The 22,129-nt window shown below is 63.8% G+C and carries 14 protein-coding genes, 1 pseudogene and 1 riboswitch; of the genes and pseudogenes, 4 read left to right on the forward strand and 11 right to left on the reverse strand.

Annotated features, from left to right (window positions below; all coding sequences use genetic code 11):
- Nucleotides 1-34 precede the first annotated feature (34 nt).
- Nucleotides 35-958: an ATP-grasp domain-containing protein gene (locus ACCQ01_RS06230; RefSeq protein ID WP_228434367.1), complete on the forward strand. Its 924-nt coding sequence runs from the start codon at nt 35-37 to the stop codon at nt 956-958.
- Nucleotides 959-973: 15 nt separating this feature from the next.
- Nucleotides 974-1,441 (forward strand): hypothetical protein, encoded by a 468-nt coding sequence (locus ACCQ01_RS06235; protein ID WP_228434365.1) that lies wholly within the window; start codon nt 974-976, stop codon nt 1,439-1,441.
- Here the strand turns inward: ACCQ01_RS06235 and ACCQ01_RS06240 are convergent.
- The 7 genes and pseudogenes from ACCQ01_RS06240 to gcvP all read right to left on the reverse strand — a co-directional run bounded on the left by ACCQ01_RS06240 (nt 1,379) and on the right by gcvP (nt 12,811).
- A protein-coding gene (locus ACCQ01_RS06240; protein ID WP_225042332.1) for an IS3 family transposase occupies nt 1,379-2,487 on the reverse strand; the annotation gives its coding sequence in 2 pieces (ribosomal slippage) (nt 1,379-2,226 and nt 2,226-2,487; 1,110 coding nt in all). The genes ACCQ01_RS06235 and ACCQ01_RS06240 overlap by 63 nt on opposite strands.
- Before the next feature lie 366 nt (nt 2,488-2,853).
- Nucleotides 2,854-3,660 (reverse strand): IS5 family transposase, encoded by an 807-nt coding sequence (locus ACCQ01_RS06245; RefSeq protein WP_228432987.1) that lies wholly within the window; start codon nt 3,658-3,660, stop codon nt 2,854-2,856.
- Nucleotides 3,661-4,220: 560 nt separating this feature from the next.
- Nucleotides 4,221-4,436 (reverse strand): annotated as a pseudogene (locus tag ACCQ01_RS06250) (transposase); the annotation flags it as partial.
- A 119-nt stretch (nt 4,437-4,555) separates the two neighbouring features.
- Nucleotides 4,556-6,661 (reverse strand): catalase, encoded by a 2,106-nt coding sequence (locus tag ACCQ01_RS06255; RefSeq protein WP_228432988.1) that lies wholly within the window; start codon nt 6,659-6,661, stop codon nt 4,556-4,558.
- A 217-nt stretch (nt 6,662-6,878) separates the two neighbouring features.
- Nucleotides 6,879-7,733, reverse strand: coding sequence for an aldo/keto reductase (locus tag ACCQ01_RS06260; RefSeq protein ID WP_228432989.1), 855 nt, complete (start codon nt 7,731-7,733; stop codon nt 6,879-6,881).
- Nucleotides 7,734-7,748: 15 nt separating this feature from the next.
- Nucleotides 7,749-9,386: a carboxylesterase/lipase family protein gene (locus tag ACCQ01_RS06265; protein WP_228432990.1), complete on the reverse strand. Its 1,638-nt coding sequence runs from the start codon at nt 9,384-9,386 to the stop codon at nt 7,749-7,751.
- Nucleotides 9,387-9,937: 551 nt separating this feature from the next.
- Nucleotides 9,938-12,811, reverse strand: coding sequence for an aminomethyl-transferring glycine dehydrogenase (gene gcvP, locus ACCQ01_RS06270; protein WP_228432991.1), 2,874 nt, complete (start codon nt 12,809-12,811; stop codon nt 9,938-9,940).
- 90 nt (nt 12,812-12,901) lie between these two features.
- Nucleotides 12,902-13,016, reverse strand: a riboswitch (glycine riboswitch).
- Nucleotides 13,017-13,288: 272 nt separating this feature from the next.
- Here gcvP and ACCQ01_RS06275 point away from each other — a divergent pair.
- On the forward strand, nt 13,289-14,542 hold the full coding sequence (locus ACCQ01_RS06275) for a multidrug effflux MFS transporter (RefSeq protein WP_228432992.1): 1,254 nt from the start codon (nt 13,289-13,291) through the stop codon (nt 14,540-14,542).
- A gap of 16 nt (nt 14,543-14,558) precedes the next feature.
- A complete protein-coding gene (locus tag ACCQ01_RS06280) occupies nt 14,559-14,960 on the forward strand; it encodes a hypothetical protein (protein WP_011269939.1) in 402 nt (133 codons plus the stop codon).
- Nucleotides 14,961-15,420: 460 nt separating this feature from the next.
- On the opposite strand, the gene ACCQ01_RS06285 is transcribed toward ACCQ01_RS06280, so the two are convergent.
- The 4 genes from ACCQ01_RS06285 to ACCQ01_RS06300 form a co-directional block, all read right to left on the reverse strand.
- Nucleotides 15,421-17,352 (reverse strand): XVIPCD domain-containing protein, encoded by a 1,932-nt coding sequence (locus ACCQ01_RS06285; RefSeq protein WP_228432993.1) that lies wholly within the window; start codon nt 17,350-17,352, stop codon nt 15,421-15,423.
- 129 nt (nt 17,353-17,481) lie between these two features.
- Nucleotides 17,482-19,500, reverse strand: a complete 2,019-nt coding sequence (locus ACCQ01_RS06290) for a M2 family metallopeptidase (protein ID WP_228432994.1) — start codon at nt 19,498-19,500, stop codon at nt 17,482-17,484.
- Nucleotides 19,501-19,616: 116 nt separating this feature from the next.
- Complete coding sequence (locus ACCQ01_RS06295; protein ID WP_228432995.1) at nt 19,617-21,272, reverse strand: phosphoethanolamine transferase; 1,656 nt, start codon at nt 21,270-21,272, stop codon at nt 19,617-19,619.
- Complete coding sequence (locus ACCQ01_RS06300) at nt 21,269-22,039, reverse strand: phosphatase PAP2 family protein (protein ID WP_228417988.1); 771 nt, start codon at nt 22,037-22,039, stop codon at nt 21,269-21,271. The genes ACCQ01_RS06295 and ACCQ01_RS06300 overlap by 4 nt, the downstream gene beginning before the upstream one ends.
- Nucleotides 22,040-22,129: the final 90 nt, after the last annotated feature.

Here is a 22,129-nt window from a genome sequence, read left to right on the forward strand (position 1 = left end):
GTTGCCCGGTTGCATTCGAATGGGAACTAGGATGATGAAAGAATTGGATAGTGTCTGGTTCCGTAGAATAGTAAAGCATGCGCCGATAAAAGACGTTGACAGAGACGCGGTTGAGTTTGTAGAAAATGAATTGAGGTTTGGTCATCTGAACCTTGCGGTATCTGTTCGTGCCGCTGCCAGTTTTGTGGTTGGTAATCCATTTGCAGATGAAACTCAGTGCAAGGCATTGCAACTAGACACGGCGGCTGCCTTAGGTTTTCTTGTCCCGGAGACGCTGATCTCAACGCATTATGATGAGGTGGCGAACTTTGTGCGTCGAATGGGAAAGGTCGCTGTGAAGCCATTTAATCCATATTTCTGGCATCACGCGGAAGAGCGAACATACCGTATCGCTTCAACGACAGTCTTGAACGGAACTGCAGAGATTGAGTCAGCTCAAATTGAGGTCTGTCCCGCGATATATCAGCGATACATCGAGAAGCGGTACGAACTGCGTGTCACGGTAATCGGAACTTATATATTCGCCGCCAAAATCAGCCGAGTCGACGGAGGGGCATTTGTCGATTGGAGATTCGGTATCGGTAGTCATGAGTCTTTGGTGGAGTCGGTTTATCTCGATCCATCCACTGAGGCGCGTATCCGGCAGCTTATAGCAGTATTTAATCTCAAATACGGTTGCGTGGATCTTATTGTGGATCCAAGAGGGGACGTCTATTTTCTTGAAATAAATCCTGGAGGACAGTTTCTATTTGTTGAAAGCGTGGTTAAGGAGTTTCCGATGCTTGCGGCATTTGCAATTATGCTGCAATCGCAGACGATGAATTTTTCATTGGTTCAGCATGACCAAATTGGGCTCCCTCAATTCGAGAGAAGTCAAGAGTTTGAGGAAATGGTTAGCCGTAAAGGGACACTTGTTACAAGTTCATGCGTCTATAAAGAAGTCGAGGTTTCGTACTAGTTTAGGAGACGTTTCATGTACATGATTAGGTCGATCACCCTAGCCTTGGCGCTTCTAATCTCAGAAGGCGCAGTGGCTCAGCCAGCGGAATGTGGCTTTGATAAAGTGAAAGTGCTCGCTCTGGAGCAAGATAAATTCGACCAAGATGTAAGCAGCGGTGGTGGTGGTTGGCGCGCTGTTGCTGCCAAGCCTGGGTGTGAGGTCGCAGCTGCAGACCTGATCAAAGAATACCGAGAAGTGCATCCCGATAGTTCCAGTCTGCTGTTTTGGCACGAGGGGCAGCTACGGGCTTTTGCTGGGCATTATGAGGATGCGATTCCATTAATGGAGGCATCCAGACAGCCCACAGAAAAGGATCTTGCCGGCTGGAATCCCTATGTTGACGCAACGGTAGCATTCCTTCTGTCGACTCCCCGTAATTCAATGCCAGCCAAAACTAGAGGTCTGCGGTTGATGTTGATCGCGGAACTCGGCGGGCGTTAGCCCGCCCAGGCTGTCGTGCGGGATCTGCTGGTTGTAGTCGGCCAGCCAGTGTTCGGTCTGTTCGCGGACCTCGCTCAGCGTGCGGAAGATGTGCATGTCCAGCACGCCGCGCCGGTAGCTGCCGTTGAAGCGTTCGATGAAACCGTTTTGCATCGGCCGTCCCGGCTCGATGAAATCCAATGCGATACCTTTGCGCTCGGCCCACTCGGCCAAGGCCAACGCGACAAACTCCGGGCCATTGTCCAGGCGAAGTTTGCCGGGGTAGCCGCGCCAGGCTGCGATGCGCTCCAAGGTGCGGATGACGCGGGCGGCCGGAAGATTCAAGTCCACTTCGATCGCCAAGGCTTCCCGACTGAAATCGTCGATGACATTGAACGTGCGGAAGCGTCGACCATCCCACAACGCATCGGACATGAAGTCGATCGACCATCCGGCATTGGGGTGTGCTCCGCATGCCAACGGTTGTGGATGACGGGCCGGAACCCGGCGCCTGCTGCGACGACGTTGATTGAGCTTCATCAGGCAATACACGCGCCACACCCTTTTGTGATTCCACACATGTCCGCGACGGCGGATGATCTGAAAGAGCTTTCCAAAACCACGCTCGGGAAAGCGTTCGGCCAATTCGGACAACAGCGCAATGACCTCCTCATCCCGATCTGGACGACGCCGATAGCGCACTGTCGAGCGCGCCACGCCAACCACCGAACAGGCCCGGCGCTCGCTCCAGCCATGCTGCTCGATGAGCCAGGCAAGAAGCGGGCGCTTATGCGCCGGGTCTACAGCTTTTTTGCGATGACATCCTTGAGTGCATGGTTTTCCATCGCGAGCTCGGCATACATGCGCTTGAGCTTGCTGTGCTCGGTCTCCAGGTCGCGAAGGCGCTGCACGTCAGCTGCCTCCATGCCACCGTACTTGGACTTCCAGACGTAGTACGTCGCGTCGGAAATGCCCAGCTCACGGCACACATCTTTGACCTGGCGGCCGCCGTCCACCTGCTTCAGCGTGGCGACAATCTGGCTCTCGGTGAACTTGCTCTTGCGCATCGTTGGTCTCCTTGGTGGCTAGTGTGCCCGGAGACCTCTAACTATGGATGGATCAATTTTACGGGGAGTCGACACTTCGGCACGATGCATCCGCGCTGGTAGCGGCACAGAAAAAGCTAAATGCGGTACCTGCTTCGCCGGAACTGCCGCCGGTCAAAGATGGCTATATAGAGATGTCGATGGATAATGGAAAAAAGGTTAAAATGCGGTGGCCCGTGAACGCGGATGTCGTCGATGGACTAGTGTCATGCCTCAATAAGAGTTACATGGAGGCGTATAGCTCGGTATGCAGGGGAAAGGGACAGTAGCTAGATGTCTACCATTGGAGGTGGTTTACCTAATCGTTGCGTGATGCGCTAGAGCGTGTTATGAACCTTGAAAGAGCGTAGCTGCATTTCCAAGCATCAGAATCGTGAAGACAACAAAGTGCAAACCGGCCAAGGTTTCCGGCAATCGCTCATAGTCGCGTGCCAGCCGCCTGAAACGATTGACCCATCCGAAGCTGCGCTCGACGACCCATCGGCGCGGCAGTAAGACGAAGCCTTTCTTCGCTTCTTGAAGCTTGATCACGTGCAACTCGATGCCTTCTTCCTTGGCCGCCTGCGCCGGTTCTTCGCCGGTATAGTCTTGATCCACAAACGCGATCTTGACCGTTTCACCGGTCGCGTGTTGTACCTCTTGAGCCAACGATCGGACCTGCGCGCGCTCTTGCTCATTGGCTGGCGTGACCTGGACGGCGAGCAGGTGTTCCAGCGTATCGACCGCCATGTGCACCTTGCTCCCTTTCTTGCGTTTGCAGCCATCGTATCCGGCGCGCGGTCCGCTTTCACAGGTGGACTGCAGCGTCCGGCCATCGAAAATGACCGCGCTCGGCTGGCTTTTCTTCCCGTGCGCCACACGCAGGAGTGAGCGCAAATCGCTGACCATGGCCTTAAAGCAGCCAGCCTGTAGCCAGCGTTGCGTTTGCTGATACACCGCCTCCCAAGGCGGGAAATCGTTGGGAAGCAATCGCCACGGTGCGCCGGCGCGTGCGATCCGACGCAGTGCATTGAACATCACGCGTAGCGCGTACTTGCGCTGCGGTGCCTGCGCATCCATCAGTGTCAGATACGACGCAGCAAAGGCCCATTCTTCGTCGGAAATATTGGTCGGATATGGCTTACGAGGCTTCATCCGTATACGTTAGCGTGACAAGGCTAAAGTTCATAACATGCTCTAGTCGCTCTTTCTATCAAATCGCAGTTCCATGCCTTTACCCTGTGCTCGATCTTGAAATTCTTGACGCAAGGTGCATTCTCGCTCACGTGCGGACATTCCTGTGTCACGCGCAGTCGATATGGGATCCTCGTTAACGAGACACTCCGGGCGTGTAGCACCGATGGACCGGGCTGAGTCGCTCACACAACCTGTTAGGACTGCGGCGATGAGCAGAGTGGTCGTTGCGGCCAGATCGCAAATAACAGAACGAGGTGTTCTTGCACGGCGAGAAGTGTCCATCACGTTTCCTCATTTGAACGGTAGCGATGCGTCCCATGCCCATGGAGGGTAAGCTGTAGCTGTTCTCCGAACCAGTGGAAAATAGCACTTGGATAGGATGTTCTGAACGCCGTTCTTGTGGAATCAGCGGTTCCGAGACGTCCGCACTGTTGAGCGTACTTGGATGCACTGCGCGCCAGGGCATTATCCGCCCGACATGGCGTTTCTCCGTCACCAGTTCTAACTGGTTGAAAAGCCCGCGCCAAACCCGATTGTCGGCGATTCAATGCTTCCAGCGAGTCTTTTACAATCAGTGACTTCCGCCTTGGTCAAAGCAACGGTAGGCGGAAATCCTGGAGTATCCAGTGCATGTGGCGCTTGATCCCCGACACCTTCTTGCCCGGGTCATAGCCTTTCTGACCCGCCGTATTGTTGTTCCTTACGCTCTGTGCGTCCACGATCAAGAACGTGCTGCCACCCGGCTCGACTTCGTCGGCACGGCATCCTCTTCGCGATACACATAACAACTTGCGCGCAAACGACGTGTAGAACGTCGCGAGCGCCCAAGTCTGCATCCGTCAACCAAGTGCGGTTACGCCAGTATGCGCACCTTCGGCTCGCGTGCCCACTGGCGGGTCTTGGCGGCAGTGATGAATGCCTTGGTATCTGCCGCCGCGATCACGCCCGCGTCCTTGCCGACATTGCCGGCCTTCAGCAGCAGCTGCGCGCCATCGTCGAAGGCAATCGCCTTCAAATGCGCCCAGGCATTGCTGACGAAGTCCAATGCTGCAGATTCGGTGGTCAGCAATTTTGCCGCTTCCGAAGACAGCAGCACCGCCACCGCGTCGAACACGATCGATGGCGTGCCGGCCAGCTGGCCATCGGCCGCCAGTTGCTTGCCGTCGCTGAGCTTGGCGCCGCCCAGCTTGGGCGCCACGATCTTGACCGTTGCACCGGCCGCTTCGGCCGCCTTGCGCACAGCCTTGATCGCCGCGGCGTCGGAGCCGTCGTGGATCAGGATGCCTACCGTGCGGCCCTGCAGCGTGTCCTTCATCTTGCCGATCAACTGCAGCGCCGGCGACAACGGCATGTCGGTCGGTGCAACGGCGGACGGCGGTGCGGGCGGCAGGCTGGTCATGCCCATGCCATCGGCCACGCGCTTGGCCAGCGCTTCATCGATATGCCGCAGATGTCCCACGATGGCCTCGCGCACGTGCGCGGTTTCAACCTTGGAGAGTTCGAACACCAATGCAGATGCCAGATGCGCTTGCTCCGGCGCGGTCTGGCTGCGGAAGAACATGCGTGCCTGGCTGTAATGGTCGGCAAAACTTTCCGCACGCACGCGGCCCTTGGCGCCATCCTCGGCCGGTGTGGCATGGCTGGGGAAACCGCGCAGCGCCTCGCGTGGCGCATCGGCCTGCAAGGAGCTGGGTTCGTACGCCACGCGGCCCTTTGGCACGCCCATCTGCATGTGGCCATCGCGCTGATTGTTGGCGAACGGGCACTTTGGCGCGTTGATCGGAATCTGGTGGAAGTTGGGCCCGCCCAGGCGGCTCAGCTGCGTGTCCAGGTAGGAGAACAGCCGGCCCTGCAGCAGCGGGTCGTTGCTGAAGTCGATGCCTGGCACGATATTGGCCGGGCAATAGGCGACCTGTTCGGTCTCTGCAAAGAAGTTGTCCGGCCAGCGGTCCAGCACCATGCGCCCGACGATCTGCAAGGGCACCAGCTCTTCCGGAATGACCTTCGTCGAATCCAGGTGGTCGAACGGGAATGCCTCAGCCTCGGCTTCGGTAAACAGCTGCACGCCCAATTCCCACTCGGGGAAGTCGCCCTTCTGGATCGCCTCGAACAGATCGCGACGCTGGAAGTCCGGGTCGGCACCGGCAAGTTTGACTGCCTCGTCCCAGATGGTGGACTGCAGGCCCAGCTTGGGGCGCCAATGGAATTTGACGAAGGTGCTGTCGCCGTTTTCGTTGAGCAGGCGGAAGCTGTGGATGCCGAAGCCTTCGATCATGCGCAGCGAACGCGGAATGGTGCGATCGCTCATTGCCCACATGACCATGTGCATTGACTCAGGGGTGAGCGAGATGAAATCCCAGAACGTGTCGTGCGCGCTGGCGGCCTGCGGAAAGCCGCGGTCCGGTTCCATCTTCACCGCGTGGATGAGATCTGGGAACTTCATTGCATCCTGGATGAAGAATACCGGGATGTTGTTGCCGACCAGATCCCAGTTGCCTTCCTTGGTATAGAACTTCACCGCGAAGCCGCGCACGTCGCGCGGCGTATCGACCGAACCCGCGCCGCCGGCCACGGTGGAAAAACGCGTGAACAGTGGGGTTTTTTCGCCCACTTCGGTGAGCAGCTTGGCCGTGGTGTACTGGCTCAGCGACTTGGTCAGCTCGAAGTAGCCGTGCGCCGCGCTGCCGCGTGCATGCACGATGCGCTCGGGAATGCGCTCATGGTCGAAGTGCGTGATCTTTTCGCGCAGGATGAAATCTTCCAGCAACGTCGGGCCGCGCGGTGTGGCGCGGAGCGAGTTCTGGTTGTCGCCAACGGGAATGCCCTGATTGGTGGTCAGTTGCGGATGCGAGCCGCCGGCCTTCTGGTGCAGTTCGTCGCCGGTGCCACGCACTTCGTGCGCGCTTGCGGAACTGCCGACAGAAGGAATCTGTGCGGGCTTGCTGGGGGACTTGGCCATGGGGGACTCCACGTTGGCGGGCTGGGATGCGAGCTATCCCGTCGAGCCTGGGAGTGGCGCTGTTAAATGGATGTGTCTGCATGCGAACGAACACTCACATGCGCATGCGAGCGTGTTGCAGCTCAGCGTGCGACGAACAATCACACGTAAAAATAGCTGTTAAGTGCAACGACAACTGTGACGCACGGCATGCTGCAAGCGCGACCGTGAGCGAGGTCTACAGCAGATCCAGTGGCTGCTTGCGCGTGGGCGCTGGAAATGCGCTGTCCAGGTCTGCCAGATCCTGCGCATCGAGTTGCAGCGTGCATGCATCTGCATTGGCGCGGACATGCGCTGGCGTACCGGATTCGGGAATGGCGATCACCTGGCCACTGCGGATGGCCCACGCCAGCGCCACCGCGGTGGCCGCCACGCCGCGTCGCGCACCGATGGCGTGCAGCACCGGGTGATCCAGCAACGCACGGCTGCCCAGCGGCGAATACGCCATCACCGTCACCGCATGTTGCGCGCACCACGGCAATAGATCGAACTCGATGCCGCGGCTGCCGGCGTGATACAGCACCTGATTCACCAGGCAGTGCTGCCCGCCATCGATCTGCCAGAGCTCCTGCATGTCGTCGACATCGAAATTGGACACGCCCCAGTCACGGATCTTGCCCGCATCGCGCAGTGTTTCGAATGCAGCGACCACCTCCGCCAGATTGCTGCCGCCGCGCCAATGCAGCAGATACAGATCCAGCGTGCGCATGCCCAGGCGTTGCAGACTGGCTTCGCAGGCGCGCGCAATGCCGCGCGCGCTGGCATTGCTGGGCAGCACCTTGGACACCAGATACGGCGGCTGCCCGCGTGCGATCACCTGGCTGATCAACTGTTCCGAGCGGCCATTGCCGTACATCTCGGCGGTATCGATCAAGCGCATGCCCAGCGCCTGGCCGATCTGCAGTGCTTTGATCTCCTGCTGCGGTGCATGCCGTCCCTGGCCCAGGTTCCAGGAGCCCATGCCCAGCGCAGGCACGCTGCGTCCGTTGCGCAAGGTCACCTGCGGGCAGTGGGTGGTGGCGGATTCGGACATGCAGGGCTCCAGCGATCAGTAAGAAGGTGGTGCAGGCACCGGCACGGCAGTGGGTAGCGGGCGCGTTGCAGCGTTGGCCTGTGCATCCCAGAACGCGCAGCGATGCTGTGCGGCGAAGTCCGGCGTGGGCCCGATCCTGCCGGGCGACAGTGTCAACGGCGTGTCGCCATCGAAGCGTGGCCAGGCTGGACGCCCGCCGCCATTGGGATCGCCGCTGCGCGCGTAGGCGCCCCAGTAATCCTGCAACGTGTTGGCAAGTGCGTGCTGCGCGGGGGTGAAGTCCGGCGTGCCGCTGAGCACCCACGGGCGCTGGAACAGATACACCAGCTCGGAGGCGTGATACGCGCCCAGCGTGTGCGAAAACGGCAACCGCAACAGCCCGAATGGCGCATCCGGGTCGTCGAATTCGTAGGCGTACACCGGCACGCGGGTGCGCAGCATCTGGCCCAGGCGTCGGGTGGGGCAGGCGAATCCGCCATCGGTGACAAGATTTGCAAATGCATGCCAGCGCGACTGCGTGGCCACCTGCGCATACTGCGCCAGCACCGGTGCCGGCGCGGCGTACATGCGGTGTACGCGCGCCTCGTAGCTGCTTTGCAGGTTCAACTTGCCGGCATAGGAGAGCAATTGCGCAAACAGGCGGCCTTCATTGCGATTGCTGCCGATCAACAAGGGCACCTGCAGCTGATGCGCCTGTTCGATTGCGACGCTTGGCGGTGCGGGCAGCACATCGCCGCCGTGCATCGGCGCCCAGGCATCCAGGCCGGTCAGTCCACGGCGCTGCGGTTTGGCATCGGCCAGGGTCTCGGCGGGCAGCTGGCGCAGGCACGCGGCAGTATCAGGGGCACGTGCGCAGCCCAGTGCCTCCGCCATCTGCGTGCCACCGCGCTCGGCATCGCTGCGTGCAACCGTGGAGTCGCCGGCCAGGCAGCTGCCGCTTTGCAGGATCGCGCGCTGGAACAAGCCGGCCGCGCCCGGTGAGGCCAGCTGGTAGCAGATGCTCCAGGCGCCGGCGGATTCGCCGAATACGGTGACATTGCCCGGGTCGCCGCCAAACGCGCCGATATTGCGCTGCACCCAGCGCAGCGCCAGTTGCTGGTCGAGCAGGGCGTAGGCACCTTCGCCATCGCCTTGCATCTTTGGGTGCGCGAGAAAACCGAACACGCCCAGCCGGTAGTTGGGCGCCACCACCACCACGTTCTGGCGTGCGGCCAACGCGCTCAGGTCGTAGTCCACATTGCTGCCCAGCTCCAGCGCGCCGCCATAGATCCACACCATCACCGCACGCGGCGTTGCGGGTGCGGGGCCAGGCGGGGCATAGATGTTGAGCGTGAGGCAGTCTTCGGAGATGTGTTTCTGGCCGACGCGATAGCGCGGCATGCAGGCCGGCCCGGCCTGCGTGGCATCACGCACGCCTTGCCAGGGCGTGGCCGGCTGCGGAGCATGAAAGCGCAGTGCACCGACCGGTGGCGCGGCGAACGGCACGCCCAGAAATGCGCGCCCCTGCGCACTGGCAACACCGCGCACTGCGCCGGCATCGGTCTGCACCACGGCCGGCTGCGCATCCGCGGCCTGGATCAGTGCCGGCACCGTGCCGGGCCGGCGTGGCGCGCAGCCGCTCAGCAGGCAGGTTGCAAGCAGCAGGCTGCTCACGATTGGTGCCCATCGCGTCTTGTTGGATTCGATCACGGTTGCCGCGCTTCGCCTTGGTTGTTCGGCACATCATCGCGAACGCACGTGTAGGGAAGGCAAACGTGCTGCTGACAGGGCGGCTGTGTGAGCGCAATTGCGTGTATCGCAACGCACTGCTGGTGCAATGGCGCGACAACCGGCGGCATGCGTGCGTTGCCTTGCAGAGACACGCAACAGGATGGCGCCCGCAACGGCAGCAGCACATTCAAAGCTACGATGCGCGGTGAGCGACGGCGTTGCGGGCCATCGCGTCGCGCCTGCGATGCCGTTGCAGGCGCGCGCGACTGGCGACTGTTGGGCGATCGTGGCGCGAAGTGGTTCGGATGCCATGCGCGGACCGTGGTGACATGCCAGCGCGCAGGATTCTTCTCTTCAGTACTCGTGCAAGACAGCGAGACTATGCCGCGGCGTCTGCAGCGCATGCTGCCGCATCCCACGTTCAAGACACTAAAAAACCCGGCCACGTTAAACGCGGCCGGGTTTGAGTTCAGCGAAGGGCAGCGTTGCGGCGCTTATGCCACCACGTCGTCCTTGTACGCATCCACCGGGATGCAGGCACACATCACGTTCTTGTCGCCGTAGACATTGTCCACGCGGCCCACCGGCGGCCAGTACTTCTGCTGCTTGAGCGAGGGCAGCGGAAAGGCGGCCAGCTCGCGCGGATAGGCATGCGTCCACTCACTGGCCGAGACCTGCGTGGCGGTGTGCGGGGCGTGCTTGAGCGGGTTGTCCTCGCGGTCCAGGCGGCCGTCTTCGATCGCGCGGATTTCTTCGCGGATCTGGATCATCGCGTCGATGAAGCGGTCCAGCTCATGCTGCGATTCACTTTCGGTCGGCTCCACCATCAAGGTGCCGGCCACCGGGAAGCTCAACGTCGGCGCATGGAAGCCGAAGTCGATCAGGCGCTTGGCGATGTCCTCGGCACCGATGCCGCTGGTCTTTTCCAGCGGGCGGATGTCCAGGATGCACTCGTGCGCCACCAGCCCGTTGCGGCCGGTGTACAGCGTCTTGTAATGCGGTGCCAGGCGCTTGGCGATGTAGTTGGCATTGAGCAATGCCACCTGCGTGGCCTTGCGCAGGCCACCGCTGCCCATCATGGTCACGTACATCCAGCTGATCGGCAGGATCGAGGCCGAGCCGTAGCTGGCCGCGCTGACCATGCCGACATCGCCTTCGCCGCCCAGCGTGCGCGGCAAAAAGGGTGCGAGGTGCGACTTCACCGCACACGGGCCCACGCCCGGCCCGCCGCCGCCGTGCGGAATGCAGAAGGTCTTGTGCAGGTTGAGGTGCGACACGTCCGAGCCCCACTTGCCGGGCTTGGCCACGCCGACCAGGGCATTCATGTTGGCGCCGTCGGTGTAGACCTGGCCGCCATGCGCATGCACCGCTTCGCAGATGGCCACCACGTCCTCTTCGAACACGCCGTGCGTGGACGGGTAGGTGATCATCAGCGCGGCCAGGCGGTCGGAATACTTCTCGGCCTTGGCGCGAATGTCATCGACATCGACATTGCCGTTGGCATCGCACTTGGTCACCACCACGGTCATGCCGCACATCTGCGCGGAGGCCGGGTTGGTGCCGTGTGCGGATTCGGGAATCAGGCAGATGTCGCGGTGGGCTTCGTTGCGCGAGCGGTGATAGGCGCGGATTGCCAGCAGGCCGGCGTATTCGCCCTGCGCGCCGGAATTGGGCTGCAGGCTCACCGCGTCGTAACCGGTGCATTCGACCAGCATCGCTTCCAGTTCTTCGATCAGCTGCGCATAACCGGCCGACTGCTCCGGCGGTGCCAGCGGATGGATCGCGCCGAATTCCGGCCAGGTCACCGGAATCATCTCGGCGGTGGCGTTGAGCTTCATCGTGCAGCTGCCCAGCGGGATCATGGTGCGATCCATGGCCAGGTCCTTGTCCGCCAGCGAGCGCATGTAGCGCAGCAGTTCGTGTTCGCTGTGATGGGTGTTGAACACCGGGTGCTGCAGGAACGCGCTGGTGCGGCGCAGGCCCTGCGGCAGTGCGTCGGCGGTGGCGGCATCCAGCGCATCGATATCCGCCTGGGCACCGAACAGCTGCGCCAGTGCCACCACATCGGCGCGCGTGCTGGTTTCGTCCAGGCTGATGCCGACCGCTTCGCTATCGATCGCGCGCAGGTTGATGCCGGCCGCACGCGCCTTGGCGTGGATGGCATCGGCATCGATCGCCTTGACGTGCAGGGTGTCGAAGAAATGCTCGCCCACGGTGACGCCCGCGCTGCGCAATGCGGCCGCCAGGATCGCCGCCAGGCGATGGGTGCGGCGGGCAATGCGGGTGAGGCCATCGGGGCCGTGGTAGACCGCGTACATCGAGGCCATCACCGCCAGCAGCACCTGTGCGGTGCAGATGTTGGAGGTGGCCTTTTCACGACGAATGTGTTGCTCGCGCGTCTGCAGCGTGAGGCGATACGCCGGGTTGCCGGCAGCATCGATCGACACCCCGATCAAACGGCCCGGCATCGAGCGCTTGTAGGCATCGCGGCAGGCCATGAAGGCCGCATGCGGGCCGCCAAAGCCGAACGGCACGCCGAAGCGCTGCGAGTTGCCCACCACGATGTCCGCGCCCCATTCGCCCGGCGCGGCGATCAGCGTGAGCGCCAGCAGATCGGTGGCCACGGCGACCAGGCCGCCCTGCGCGTGCACGGCATCGGCCAGCGCTGCGTGATCGCCGATGTGGCCGAAGCTGTCCGGGTACTGCAGCAGCACGCCGAAGCACTCGGCCTGCATGGCTTCGTCCGGTGTGCCCACCCGCAGCACGATGCCCAGCGGCTCGGCGCGCGTGCGCAGCAGCTCCTGCGTCTGCGGGTGCACTGCGTCGTGCACGAAGAACGTATCGGACTTGGACTTGGCCGAGCGCTTGGCCAGCGTCATCGCTTCGGCTGCGGCGGTGGCTTCGTCCAGCAGCGAGGCATTGGCGATCTGCATGCCGGTGAGGTCGGCGCACATGGTCTGGAAGTTGATCAGCGCTTCCATGCGGCCCTGCGAAATCTCGGCCTGGTAGGGCGTGTAGGCGGTGTACCAGGCCGGGTTTTCCAGGATGTTGCGCAGGATCACCTTCGGCGTATGCGTGCCGTAATAGCCCTGGCCGATGAACGTGCGCTGCACCTGGTTCTTGCTGGCAATGGCGCGGATCTTGGCCAGCGCTTCTTCTTCGGTGATCGCATCGGGCAGCGCCAATGCGGCCGGCGACTTGATGTTGGACGGCACGATGGCGTCGGTCATCGCATCCAGCGAGTCGTGGCCGACCACACCCAGCATCTGCGCGATTTCCGCGTCGTTGGGGCCGATGTGGCGTTCGACGAACGCGCTGTGGTGTTCGAGGTCGCGCAGGGAAGACGGAGTCTGGGACATGGCGGGCATCCGGGGCAGTGGGCATGCGAAAGGTCGGAAGCACCACGACCGGCATGACGCGCATACGCGCACCACGACCTGCCGCACTGGCGGTCTTCCTCGCGCCCCTCTGTCCTTTTGCCTGAGAGTTTAAGAACGCGGCCTGGCCTGTGGCCTGCCTGCGTTCCGTGCCCCTTCGGCGCCGGAGTGAACCGGTCTCTCCAGAGTTGTGTTGAAGATGGTATCGGGCCTGAGCGATTACGGGCTGTTGCGCCTTCGGCAGCGGCAGTGCCGCTTCTCCCACCGTGTTGCCGGCCGATTATAGCCTGCGCCCAAGCCGCCGGCGCGCCGCACCACGCCGCCGCGGCACGGGGGCTGCGCTCGGGTTTGCTTAACCTTGCCGGGGCGAACACCTATCATCTGCGGCCCTGTGTGCGCATCCAGTCCCCGCCGCCGACGCGGCCCCTGACGTGCACACTCCGCTGTACCCGCTTTCCGGATCCCGGCATGACCCCGACCACGCCCTCCACCCGTCGCATGGCGCTGCTGCTCGCCGGCCTGGCGATGTTCGGCCCGTTTTCCATCGACACCATCTTCCCGGCGTTCTCCCAGCTCAGCCGCAGCCTGGCGGTGGACGAAGTGGCGATCCAGCAGACCATCAGCGTGTATCTGCTGGCCTACGGGCTGATGAGCATCGCCCACGGGCCGCTCTCCGACGCCTGGGGCCGCAAGCGGGTGATCCTGGGCGGGCTGGTGCTGTTCATCGCCGGCACCATTGGCTGCGCGTTGTCGCGCGATCTGCCGACGCTGCTGGCATTCCGCGCGCTGCAGGGGCTTTCGGCGGGCGTGGGCATGATCGTGGGGCGTGCGGTGATCCGCGACCTGTTCCAGGGCCACGACGCGCAGCGCCTGATGAGCCAGGTGTCGATGATCTTCGGCATCGCCCCGGCCATCGCGCCGATCATCGGCGGCTGGATCCTGCTCAGCGGCGCCGGCTGGCCGCTGATCTTCTGGTTCCTGGCGGTGTTCGGGCTGGTGCTGCTGATCGCCACGGTGACCTGGCTGCCGGAAACCCACCCGGTGGAAGCGCGCACGCCGCTGCAACTGCGCCGCCTGTTGCATGACTACCTGCGGATCGGCTTCAACCCACGTTTCCAGCGCCTGGCCGCGGCCGGTGCGTTCAACTTCGCCGGCATCTTTTTGTACATCGCCTCGGCGCCGGTGCTGGTGATGCGCCACCTGCACCTGGGCGAGGGCGATTTTGCCTGGCTGTTCATTCCCACCATCGGTGGCATGACCCTGGGCTCGTTCCTGTCCGGGCGCATGGCCGGGCGGATGGATCCGGTGCGGCAGGTGCGCATTGGCTTCATCTGCTGCGGTGTGGCGGCGCTGGTCAACCTTGGCTACACGCTGGCGGTGGCGCAGATCAGCCTGCCGTGGGCGGTGCTGCCGATCTTCCTGGCCGGGCTGGGCATGGCGCTGATCTTCCCGATCCTGGCGCTGGCGGTGCTGGACATGTACCCGCAGCAGCGCGGCCTGGCCTCCTCGCTGCAGGCCTTCACCCAACTGATGACCAATACCGTGGTGGCCGGGGTGCTGTCGCCGCTGCTGAGTGAACACCCGCGGCATCTGGCGTTCGGCATGACCGGCTTTTTCTTGCTGGGCTGGCTATTCTGGCGCTGGGAGCGCCGCAGCGGCCGCCGCTTGCGGCGCCGCCAGGCTGCCGAGGCAGTGCCTCTGGAGCCGGCCGACCACCTTTGACCCCACAGGAGCCTGCATGTCCACCGATTCCAAGCTGCGCCGCGATGCCCGCAAGCGGGCCACCGAGCGCGCGCGCAACCAGGCCGCTGCCAACCCCGCGCCGGTCTCGCCGATCGAACCGCATGCCGAACTGCGCGACCAGCAACGCACGCTGCTGGCCGGCATCGTGCGCCGCGACGGCGAGTGGGTGCTGGGCATGGATGGCCGCATCGCCGGCGAAAGCACCAGCGCTGCGCAGGTGCTGGCCCTGATCATGCGCGCCGCCGAACTGCACGAACGCCAGGGCACCCCCGTGCGGCTGACCTATTCGGACGCCCTCAAGGATGCTGCGCACGCCGAGGCCGCTGCGGACGGCATGGAATTCGAGCAGTTCAAGACCAAGCTGAGCGAGCGCTTGCAGGGCGCGAAGCTCAACTGACCTGCGGTACAAGCGCGCGTTGCGGGCGCTCTTGGTTTCGGGCGCTGTTGTAGGAGCGCGCTTGCGCGCGAGGGCCTTCCCGGGAACGCCCCATCGCGCGCAAGCGCGCTCCTACGATGGCTGCGGCGATGATTGGTCTGGCGTTTGCGTTTGCTGGGGCTTAGAGCTCGATTGAGTCACGTTGCGTGTGCGCCTTTTGCCAGCGCGACAGCGCAGAGAGCTTGCTTGCGTTGCAATCGCCTACGTTGATCGGCGTGAAAACGGCAGCCCAAGCAACACCGCTGTTGTAGGAGCGCGCTTGCGCGCGAGAGGCTTTCCCGGCGACGCCCCATCGCGCGCAAGCGCGCTCCTACGACAGCCCAGCAACTGCCGATGGGTCGCTACGTCGCTGCCTTTGCGATCCAGCAAAGGCAGCGACGCAGACGTGGCCACGACGCTGCCACTGAACCCGCTAACGCAGTCAACGCGCCTGCGACTGCCGCACCGACTCCTGCTGCGTTGCCTGCTCCAGCGCGGCAGCATCGCGCTCGGGTGCTGGTCCCAATGCCTGCAAGCGCTGCAGGCTGGCTTCCACCGGCGCTTCCTGCGCCGCCTTGGCGTCGAAGCTGCCGCGCAGGTGCGCCGGTGAATCGAGCGCGCCCTGGACCACGAAGCCGCGGGCCGGGTCGTTCCCGAGCAGCACGTGGTCGACGCGCTGTAGCCCGTGCTCACGCGCGGCCACCAGCGATCCCAGTGCCAGACGCTCGCTATCCATGCCCGGCGTGGGGCCATGCGCGCCTTCCAGTCGCCCCACGGCGGCGGTGCATTGCTGCAGCAGCCCATGGTCCGGATGCGCCGGGTCGCGCGGATCAGGCACTGCCGCGGTTGCGGCCGCCGGGCGCGGTGCCACATCGGCGTCGATGCGTTGCAGCCGGCCGTCGAACTGGCCGTCGGCGCCGTCTGCGATGCGTTGCAGGCGCTCGGCAAAGGCCGCAGGTTGCCCGCCCACATTGCGCGCCATTGCGATGGCGAATTGTTCGGTGTCGGATGGCTGGCCGTTACCGACCAGTAGTGCCAACGGGCTTGCGCCGATCTTGTTGGCAGTGGCGGCGGTCTGCGTTTGCTGCAGCAACGCCTGCATCTGCTGCTCGCTGAACACCAGCGTGGTTTTCTGCCCGGCTTGAATTGCGCCTGTGCCCGCCATGTCGCCGCTGATCGCGCTATTGAGCGATTGCGCCATGGCTTTTTCCTCGCTGGCCTCGTTGCGGCCGCCGAGGCGTTGCATCAGCCCGGGGGCGGCAACGTCGCCGTCGATCTCGAAACGGTAGCTGCGCTCCTGCACGCGTTCGACATTGTTGCCGTCGTAGTGGCGCAGCACTGTCAGTGGCACGTTATCGCCGTATTTCAGCTGCTGCACCACGGCGTAGCCGTCCTGCCCGGGTTCACTGATGCGGATCTGGCTGCCTTCATTGCGGGCGCCCCCCAGATCGGCGTCGAGCGGGCCCAGTTGCAACTGCATGCGCTGCTGCGAACTGAAACCGACCCGCTCCAGCGTCTGGATCTGATCCACGCCGGGCGTGCCGGGCGCGACTTCGCCCGTGCGCGCAAACGCCGTCATGGCGTCGACAGCGCGTGGATCGGCCAGGTCGAACTGCGCGCTCTGCACCCGTGAGGTGCCAAGGCGGTCGGTGCGGCCAACCAGGGCCTGCGCGGGGCCGGCCTTGAGTCCGATCGCGTTGGCCGCTTCGATGGCGTCATTGGGGCCGGTGGCCACGCGCACGTGGCGCTCGTCCACGCGTTCGATCAGGTAACTGCGGCCGCTGGCTTCGGTGATCTTGCTCTGCATCGCAAGCTGTTGCAGGTCTGCCTTGACCTCGCGTTGTGCGAAGGCCTGGCTGTCGAGCACTGCACGTGCGCCCACCGGCAAGCTCTCCGGTTGCAGCGGGTTCACCTGCGTGGCTGCGTCCAGTGATTGATCAGCGCCAGGCAGCGTCAGCGTGTAACGCATGCGCTGGCCGGCGGCCACGCCGGCTTCCAGGTTCAACGTGCCGCTGCCGAGTTTGGTCTGTCGGCTTTGCTGCAAGCCGGTCTGCGCGTCTGCTTCCAGGCTGAAGGTGGTGGTCTTTGCATCGGCATCGCTGACCACGCCCAGGCTCTGCGAGCTGGCGCTGCGCACGCTGGTTTCGCCCAGCGGCTGCCTCGCACTGCCGCTGCTCTGCTGCGTGCTCTGCGTGTGCTTGATCGACTGTTCGCCCGGGTTGAGACCCAGGCTGCGGCCACCCGGCCCGTTGGCCGCGAATTCGGTGCCAGTGCTGCCGTAGGTTGGATCAAACGCGCCCTGCTGCGCGTCTGCAATGATCTGTGCATCGCGATCCGCATCGTGCGGACCCGGGCCAGTGGAGGCCTGGTTCATCGGATTGCTCCTTGCATGCTGCGCTGACGCAGCGGGGGCCGAAGTATATCGCCGAGGTTTTTCGCGATTATCAACAGGTCGTTATGCGGCTGCCGGGATCCGGCAACCGCATGACGTCACGCATGTGGATCAGCGCGTCGAAGGCGCCGGCGTTGCCGGCGGCGTTGCAGTGGCGCCCTTGGCCTGCCACCCGCACATCTGGCCCTGGTTCTGCTGTTTGAGCCATTCCTGCATTGGTGCGAAATATTCCAGCATCGGGCCCGCATCGAGGGTGTCGTTGCCGGTCACTTCCTTCAGCGTGGTCTGCCAGGGCTGGCTGGAGCCACGTTGCAGCATCGACCAGAATTTCTGGCCGGCTTCCTTGTTGCCGTAGAAGCTGCATTCGTACAACGGGCCCTGGTGGCCGGCGGCATCGCACAGGCCCTTGTAGAACTGGAATTGCAGGATGTGCGCGAGAAAATAACGGGTGTAGGGCGTATTGCCGGGCACGTGGTATTTGGCGCCGGCATCGAAGAAATCCTCGCCGCGCGGGCTCACCGGTGCCACGCCCTGGTAGGTGGCCTTCAACTCCCACCAGGCCTGGTTGTAGCGCTCCGGCGGGATCGAGCCGTCGAATACGCCCCAGCGCCAGCGGTCGATCATCAACCCGAACGGCAGAAACGCCACCTTGCTCAAGGCCATGCGCATCTGCGAATTGATCAATGCCTCGCGCCCGCTCTGCTGCTCGCCGACCATGCTGATCGACTGCAGGTACTTGGGGGTCATCGCCAGCACGATGGTGTCGCCGATGGCTTCGTGGAAGCCGTCGTTGGCGCCGTTCTGGAACAGCGGCGGCAACGGGTTGTAGGCCATGTCGTAATAGATGTGGCCAAGCTCATGGTAGATGGTGGTGAAGTCTTCTTCAGTGGGGCGGATGCACATCTTGGTGCGCACGTCCGGGCCGATGCCCGCGTTCGGCTCGCCGCCCATGTTCATGTCCCACGCGCTGGCGTGGCAGACCACGTCGCGGTCCAGTGGCTTGATGAACTGCGAGCGTTGCCAATAGGTGTCCGGCAGCTTCGGCATGCCCAGCGACGTGTAGAAGTCCTGCGCGCGTTCGGTCATCTGCTGGGCAGTGCGCAGCTGCGCCTCGCGCTCAGCGAGGAAGCGTGCGGCTGCGCCGCCATCGCCACCGGTATTGCGCGCCAGCGCGGCGCTCAGGTTGCCCTGGTACTGTTTTTCCAGTGCCGAGGTGATGTCCAGGTCGCCCGCACCGGGATAGGGTTGCAGCAGATCCCACAGGTTGCTCCAGTCCTGCTGCCACATGTTGCCCATCAGGTGCGCGGGCAGCATGCCGCCGGCCACCTCGCCCTTGTCCTTGCCGTACTGCGTGTCCAGCTTGCCGCGCGCGTAGCACTGCAGCTGGGTGTACAGCGGTTTGAGCTGTTCCCACAAGCGGTCGGTTTCGCTGGCCAATTGCGCCGGCGGCATGTCGTAGCCGCTGCGCCACATCGCACCGACATCGGCAAAGCCCATGCCACGTGCACCGTCGTTGGCGAGCTCGACAAAGCGCTGGTAGTCCTTGCGCATTGGTTGCGCGGTGGCGTGCCAGCCCTGCCAGGCCTGCAGTTGTTCGTCGTAGTCGCGGCTGCGTGCCAGCACTTGTTCGAGCTCGCCCAGCTGGCGGCAACGGCGTTGCTCGCCGTCACCGGTGCAGGCGCTGCCCGCGCCGTAGTCGCCTTCCATCTTGGCGGCGATACGCGTGAGTTCGGCCAGCTTGGCCGGCTCGCGCGGAGCGGGCAGGGCGCTCATCAGTTTGAGTAATTGCAGCGCACGCGCGCTGTCGGCGGACATCGGCGTGCCGGCGTACTGCTTGGATTGGTCGATCCAGCGATCCAGCTGGCTCAGCGCGCGCTCGTTGGCCTTGGCGGCCAGCAACTGCGAGTCGCCGTTGATGTAGGTCGACGACAGCCACTGCGCGGCAGTCATTTCCGGATACGCCGCCTTGTACTCGGCACTGATGCGCGCCACGAACTGGTCGGCGCTTTCGCTGGGTGCGGTCTTGGTGGTGGCGGGCTTGGGCGTCGGCGCCGGATCCTGGCGGCACGACGACAGCGATAACGTACCGGCGGCAACGGCGAGCGCCAGCAACAGCAGACGAGGATTCACGGGTGGTCCTTGCGGTGAAGTCCGGCGAAGGCTAGAGCGCGCCGGGGTTCAGGGCAAGCAAAAGCGCCATGCGTGGTGCATGGCGCGGTGAATCGGCAACGTACGCGGCGCCGGGCTCAGCCGGCGCAGCTGGCGAACACGTCGCGCTCGCGGGCGTAGACGCTGGTCTTGACCTGCAGCAGGCCGAGCACCGAGGGAAACAGCGCGTCCTGGTCGGTGTATTGGCCGGCGCGATGGCGCAGGCAGGCTTCGTCCAGGCCACGGTCGCGGGCGAACTCCGGCGAGAACCACATCACCATCGGCACGTGGGTCTGCTCCTTGGGCGCGATCGCATACGGCACGCCATGCAGATACAGGCCTTTTTCGCCCAGCGATTCGCCGTGGTCGGAGAGGTAGATCATGGCCGTGTCGTAGTCCGGCATCCCACGCAGCGCGTGGATGGCCTGGGCGAGGAAGTGATCGGTGTAGGTGATGGAATTGTCGTAGGCATTGACGATCTGCTGGCGGCTGCAGCTGCCCAGGTCGGCGGTCTTGCACACCGGTTTGAAGCGTTCGAACGCAGCCGGGTAGCGTTCGAAATAGCTCGGCCCGTGGCTGCCCAACTGGTGCAGCACCACCACGCGATCGCCTGGTTTGGCACGCACCTGCGCGGCCAGATCGCCGAGCAGGATCTCGTCCATGCAGCGCCCATCCGCGCACAGGCCCGGGGTGGTGGCGTTGTCCAGTTGTTCGATCTGCAAGCCGTCGCATACGCCCTTGCAGCCGGACTGGTTGTCGCGCCACAGCGTGGAGATGCCGGCGTGCTCGAGCACATGCAGCAGCGACTGATGGCCGCGGATCATGTCTTCGTTGTAATCGCGCCGGCCGAACGGGGAAAACATGCACGGCACCGAGACCTCGGTGCTGGTGCCGCACGAATGCATGTCCGGGAAGTTGATCACCCCGGCCTGCGCCAGCTCCGGCGTGGTCTGGCGCGCGTAGCCATTTAGGCCCCAGTTCTGCGCACGCGCGGTTTCGCCCAGCACCACCAGCAACAGGCGCGGGCGGCTGCCGGCCGCGCGCGGCGTGGCCATCGCATCATGCTCGACCGGCTGCTTGGGCGCATGCTTGATCGGCGAATCGGATTTGAGGTTCTGCTTGAGTGCCACCAGGTAGTTGATCGGCGTGGCCAGATAGCGCACTTCGCGGTGGTTACGCATCAACGCGGAGATGTCCTGGAACGACAGCAGCGCGCCCAGCATTCCGCCCACTGCCATCACGACCAGAAAACCGACCCGCATCACCCAGGTCTTGCTCAAGCTGCGGGTCCCTACACGCACACGCCACAGCAACGTGGCCGGGATGGCGAAGTAGCACAGCAACGGCAGGATCAACCCTGGCGTCAGCAACTCGCGCGATTCCTTGTGATCGGTATGCAGCACGTTGCGTAGCATGTCCGCGTCCAGATAGACGTTGTAGCTGTCCATGTAGTGCGCGGCCAAGGCGGTGGTGAGCAGCAGCACGGTCAGCAGCGGCTTGGCATTCCAGCGCCACACCAGCAGCCCCAGCACCAGCGCATTGACCGCCACCAGCAAGGCCATCAGCGAGGCGGCGAAGCCCAGGCTGCCGGGGTGGGTCGCCATGGCGGTGCGCCAGAACACCTGGTTGCAGACCAGGGCGAAGAACAGGCTGCTCAGCAACACCAGCATCTCGGTAGAGACAGTGGGGCGCGTGCTCCAGCTCAGCGCGTGCAGGCGCGTGCGCCAACGCGGATGCGGCAGCCAGGTGCTCATTGCTCACCTCCCGACAGCACCAGCATGCGCAGCGGTTGCCGCGGCGGCGCCAGCAGCAGCCAATACAGGCCCAGCGCGGTCAACCAGCACACGCCCAGGGACCACAGGTCGTGCGAGAGAAAATGCGCGCCGCGTAGCTGCTGCGACACGCCGAACACCGCCCCGGCGGCCAGTCCCGTCAACAGCGCCGGCCAGCGCCAGGCCGGGCGCAGCGCCAGTGCGCAGAAGTACAACGCCACCCACGCATAGCCGGCGCTGGCATGGCCTGCCGGAAAGCAGCCGGAGGCATGCAAGCCGTGCCGCGAAGCGAACAAGCCGATCAACGGATGCGTGCCGCCATAGCGGCTCAGATCCCACGGGCAGTCCATTGCCGTCCACGACTTCAGCAGCGACACCAGCGTGGTGGACAGCGCCACCGACGCCGCCAGGTAGGTCAACGGCCAACGCAAGGCACGTGCGCCCGGCCGCGCCCGCGACCATGCCAACACCGCCATGCCCAGCACCACCACGGCTGCAACCGTGCTCAGCCACTTGCCACCGCGGTGCACCAGCTGGCTGGTGAACCACTGTTCCTTCAACAGCCAGTGCCCACCTTCCAGCCGATACAGCGCGTCGGCCACCCACTGGTCGCCGCCGCCAAGCATCAGCAGCGCGCTGATCGCCAGCAACGCCGCCAGCGGCAGCCACAGGTGCGCCAGCAGAAAGCGGGTTTGCCAGCTGGTGGCGGTGCGTGTCAGCGCAGGCGCATGTAGGGGGAGCGTTGTCATCGAAAGATCCGGACCATTGCAATGGCCGGCATCTTCGAAAGCGGCGTGTCGGAAAGCGGTCGGACCCGGGTTGGACCGGCGTTAACCGCA

Source organism: Xanthomonas sp. NCPPB 4037, from assembly GCF_041475695.2.
GTDB classification, from domain to species: Bacteria; Pseudomonadota; Gammaproteobacteria; order Xanthomonadales; family Xanthomonadaceae; genus Xanthomonas; species Xanthomonas campestris.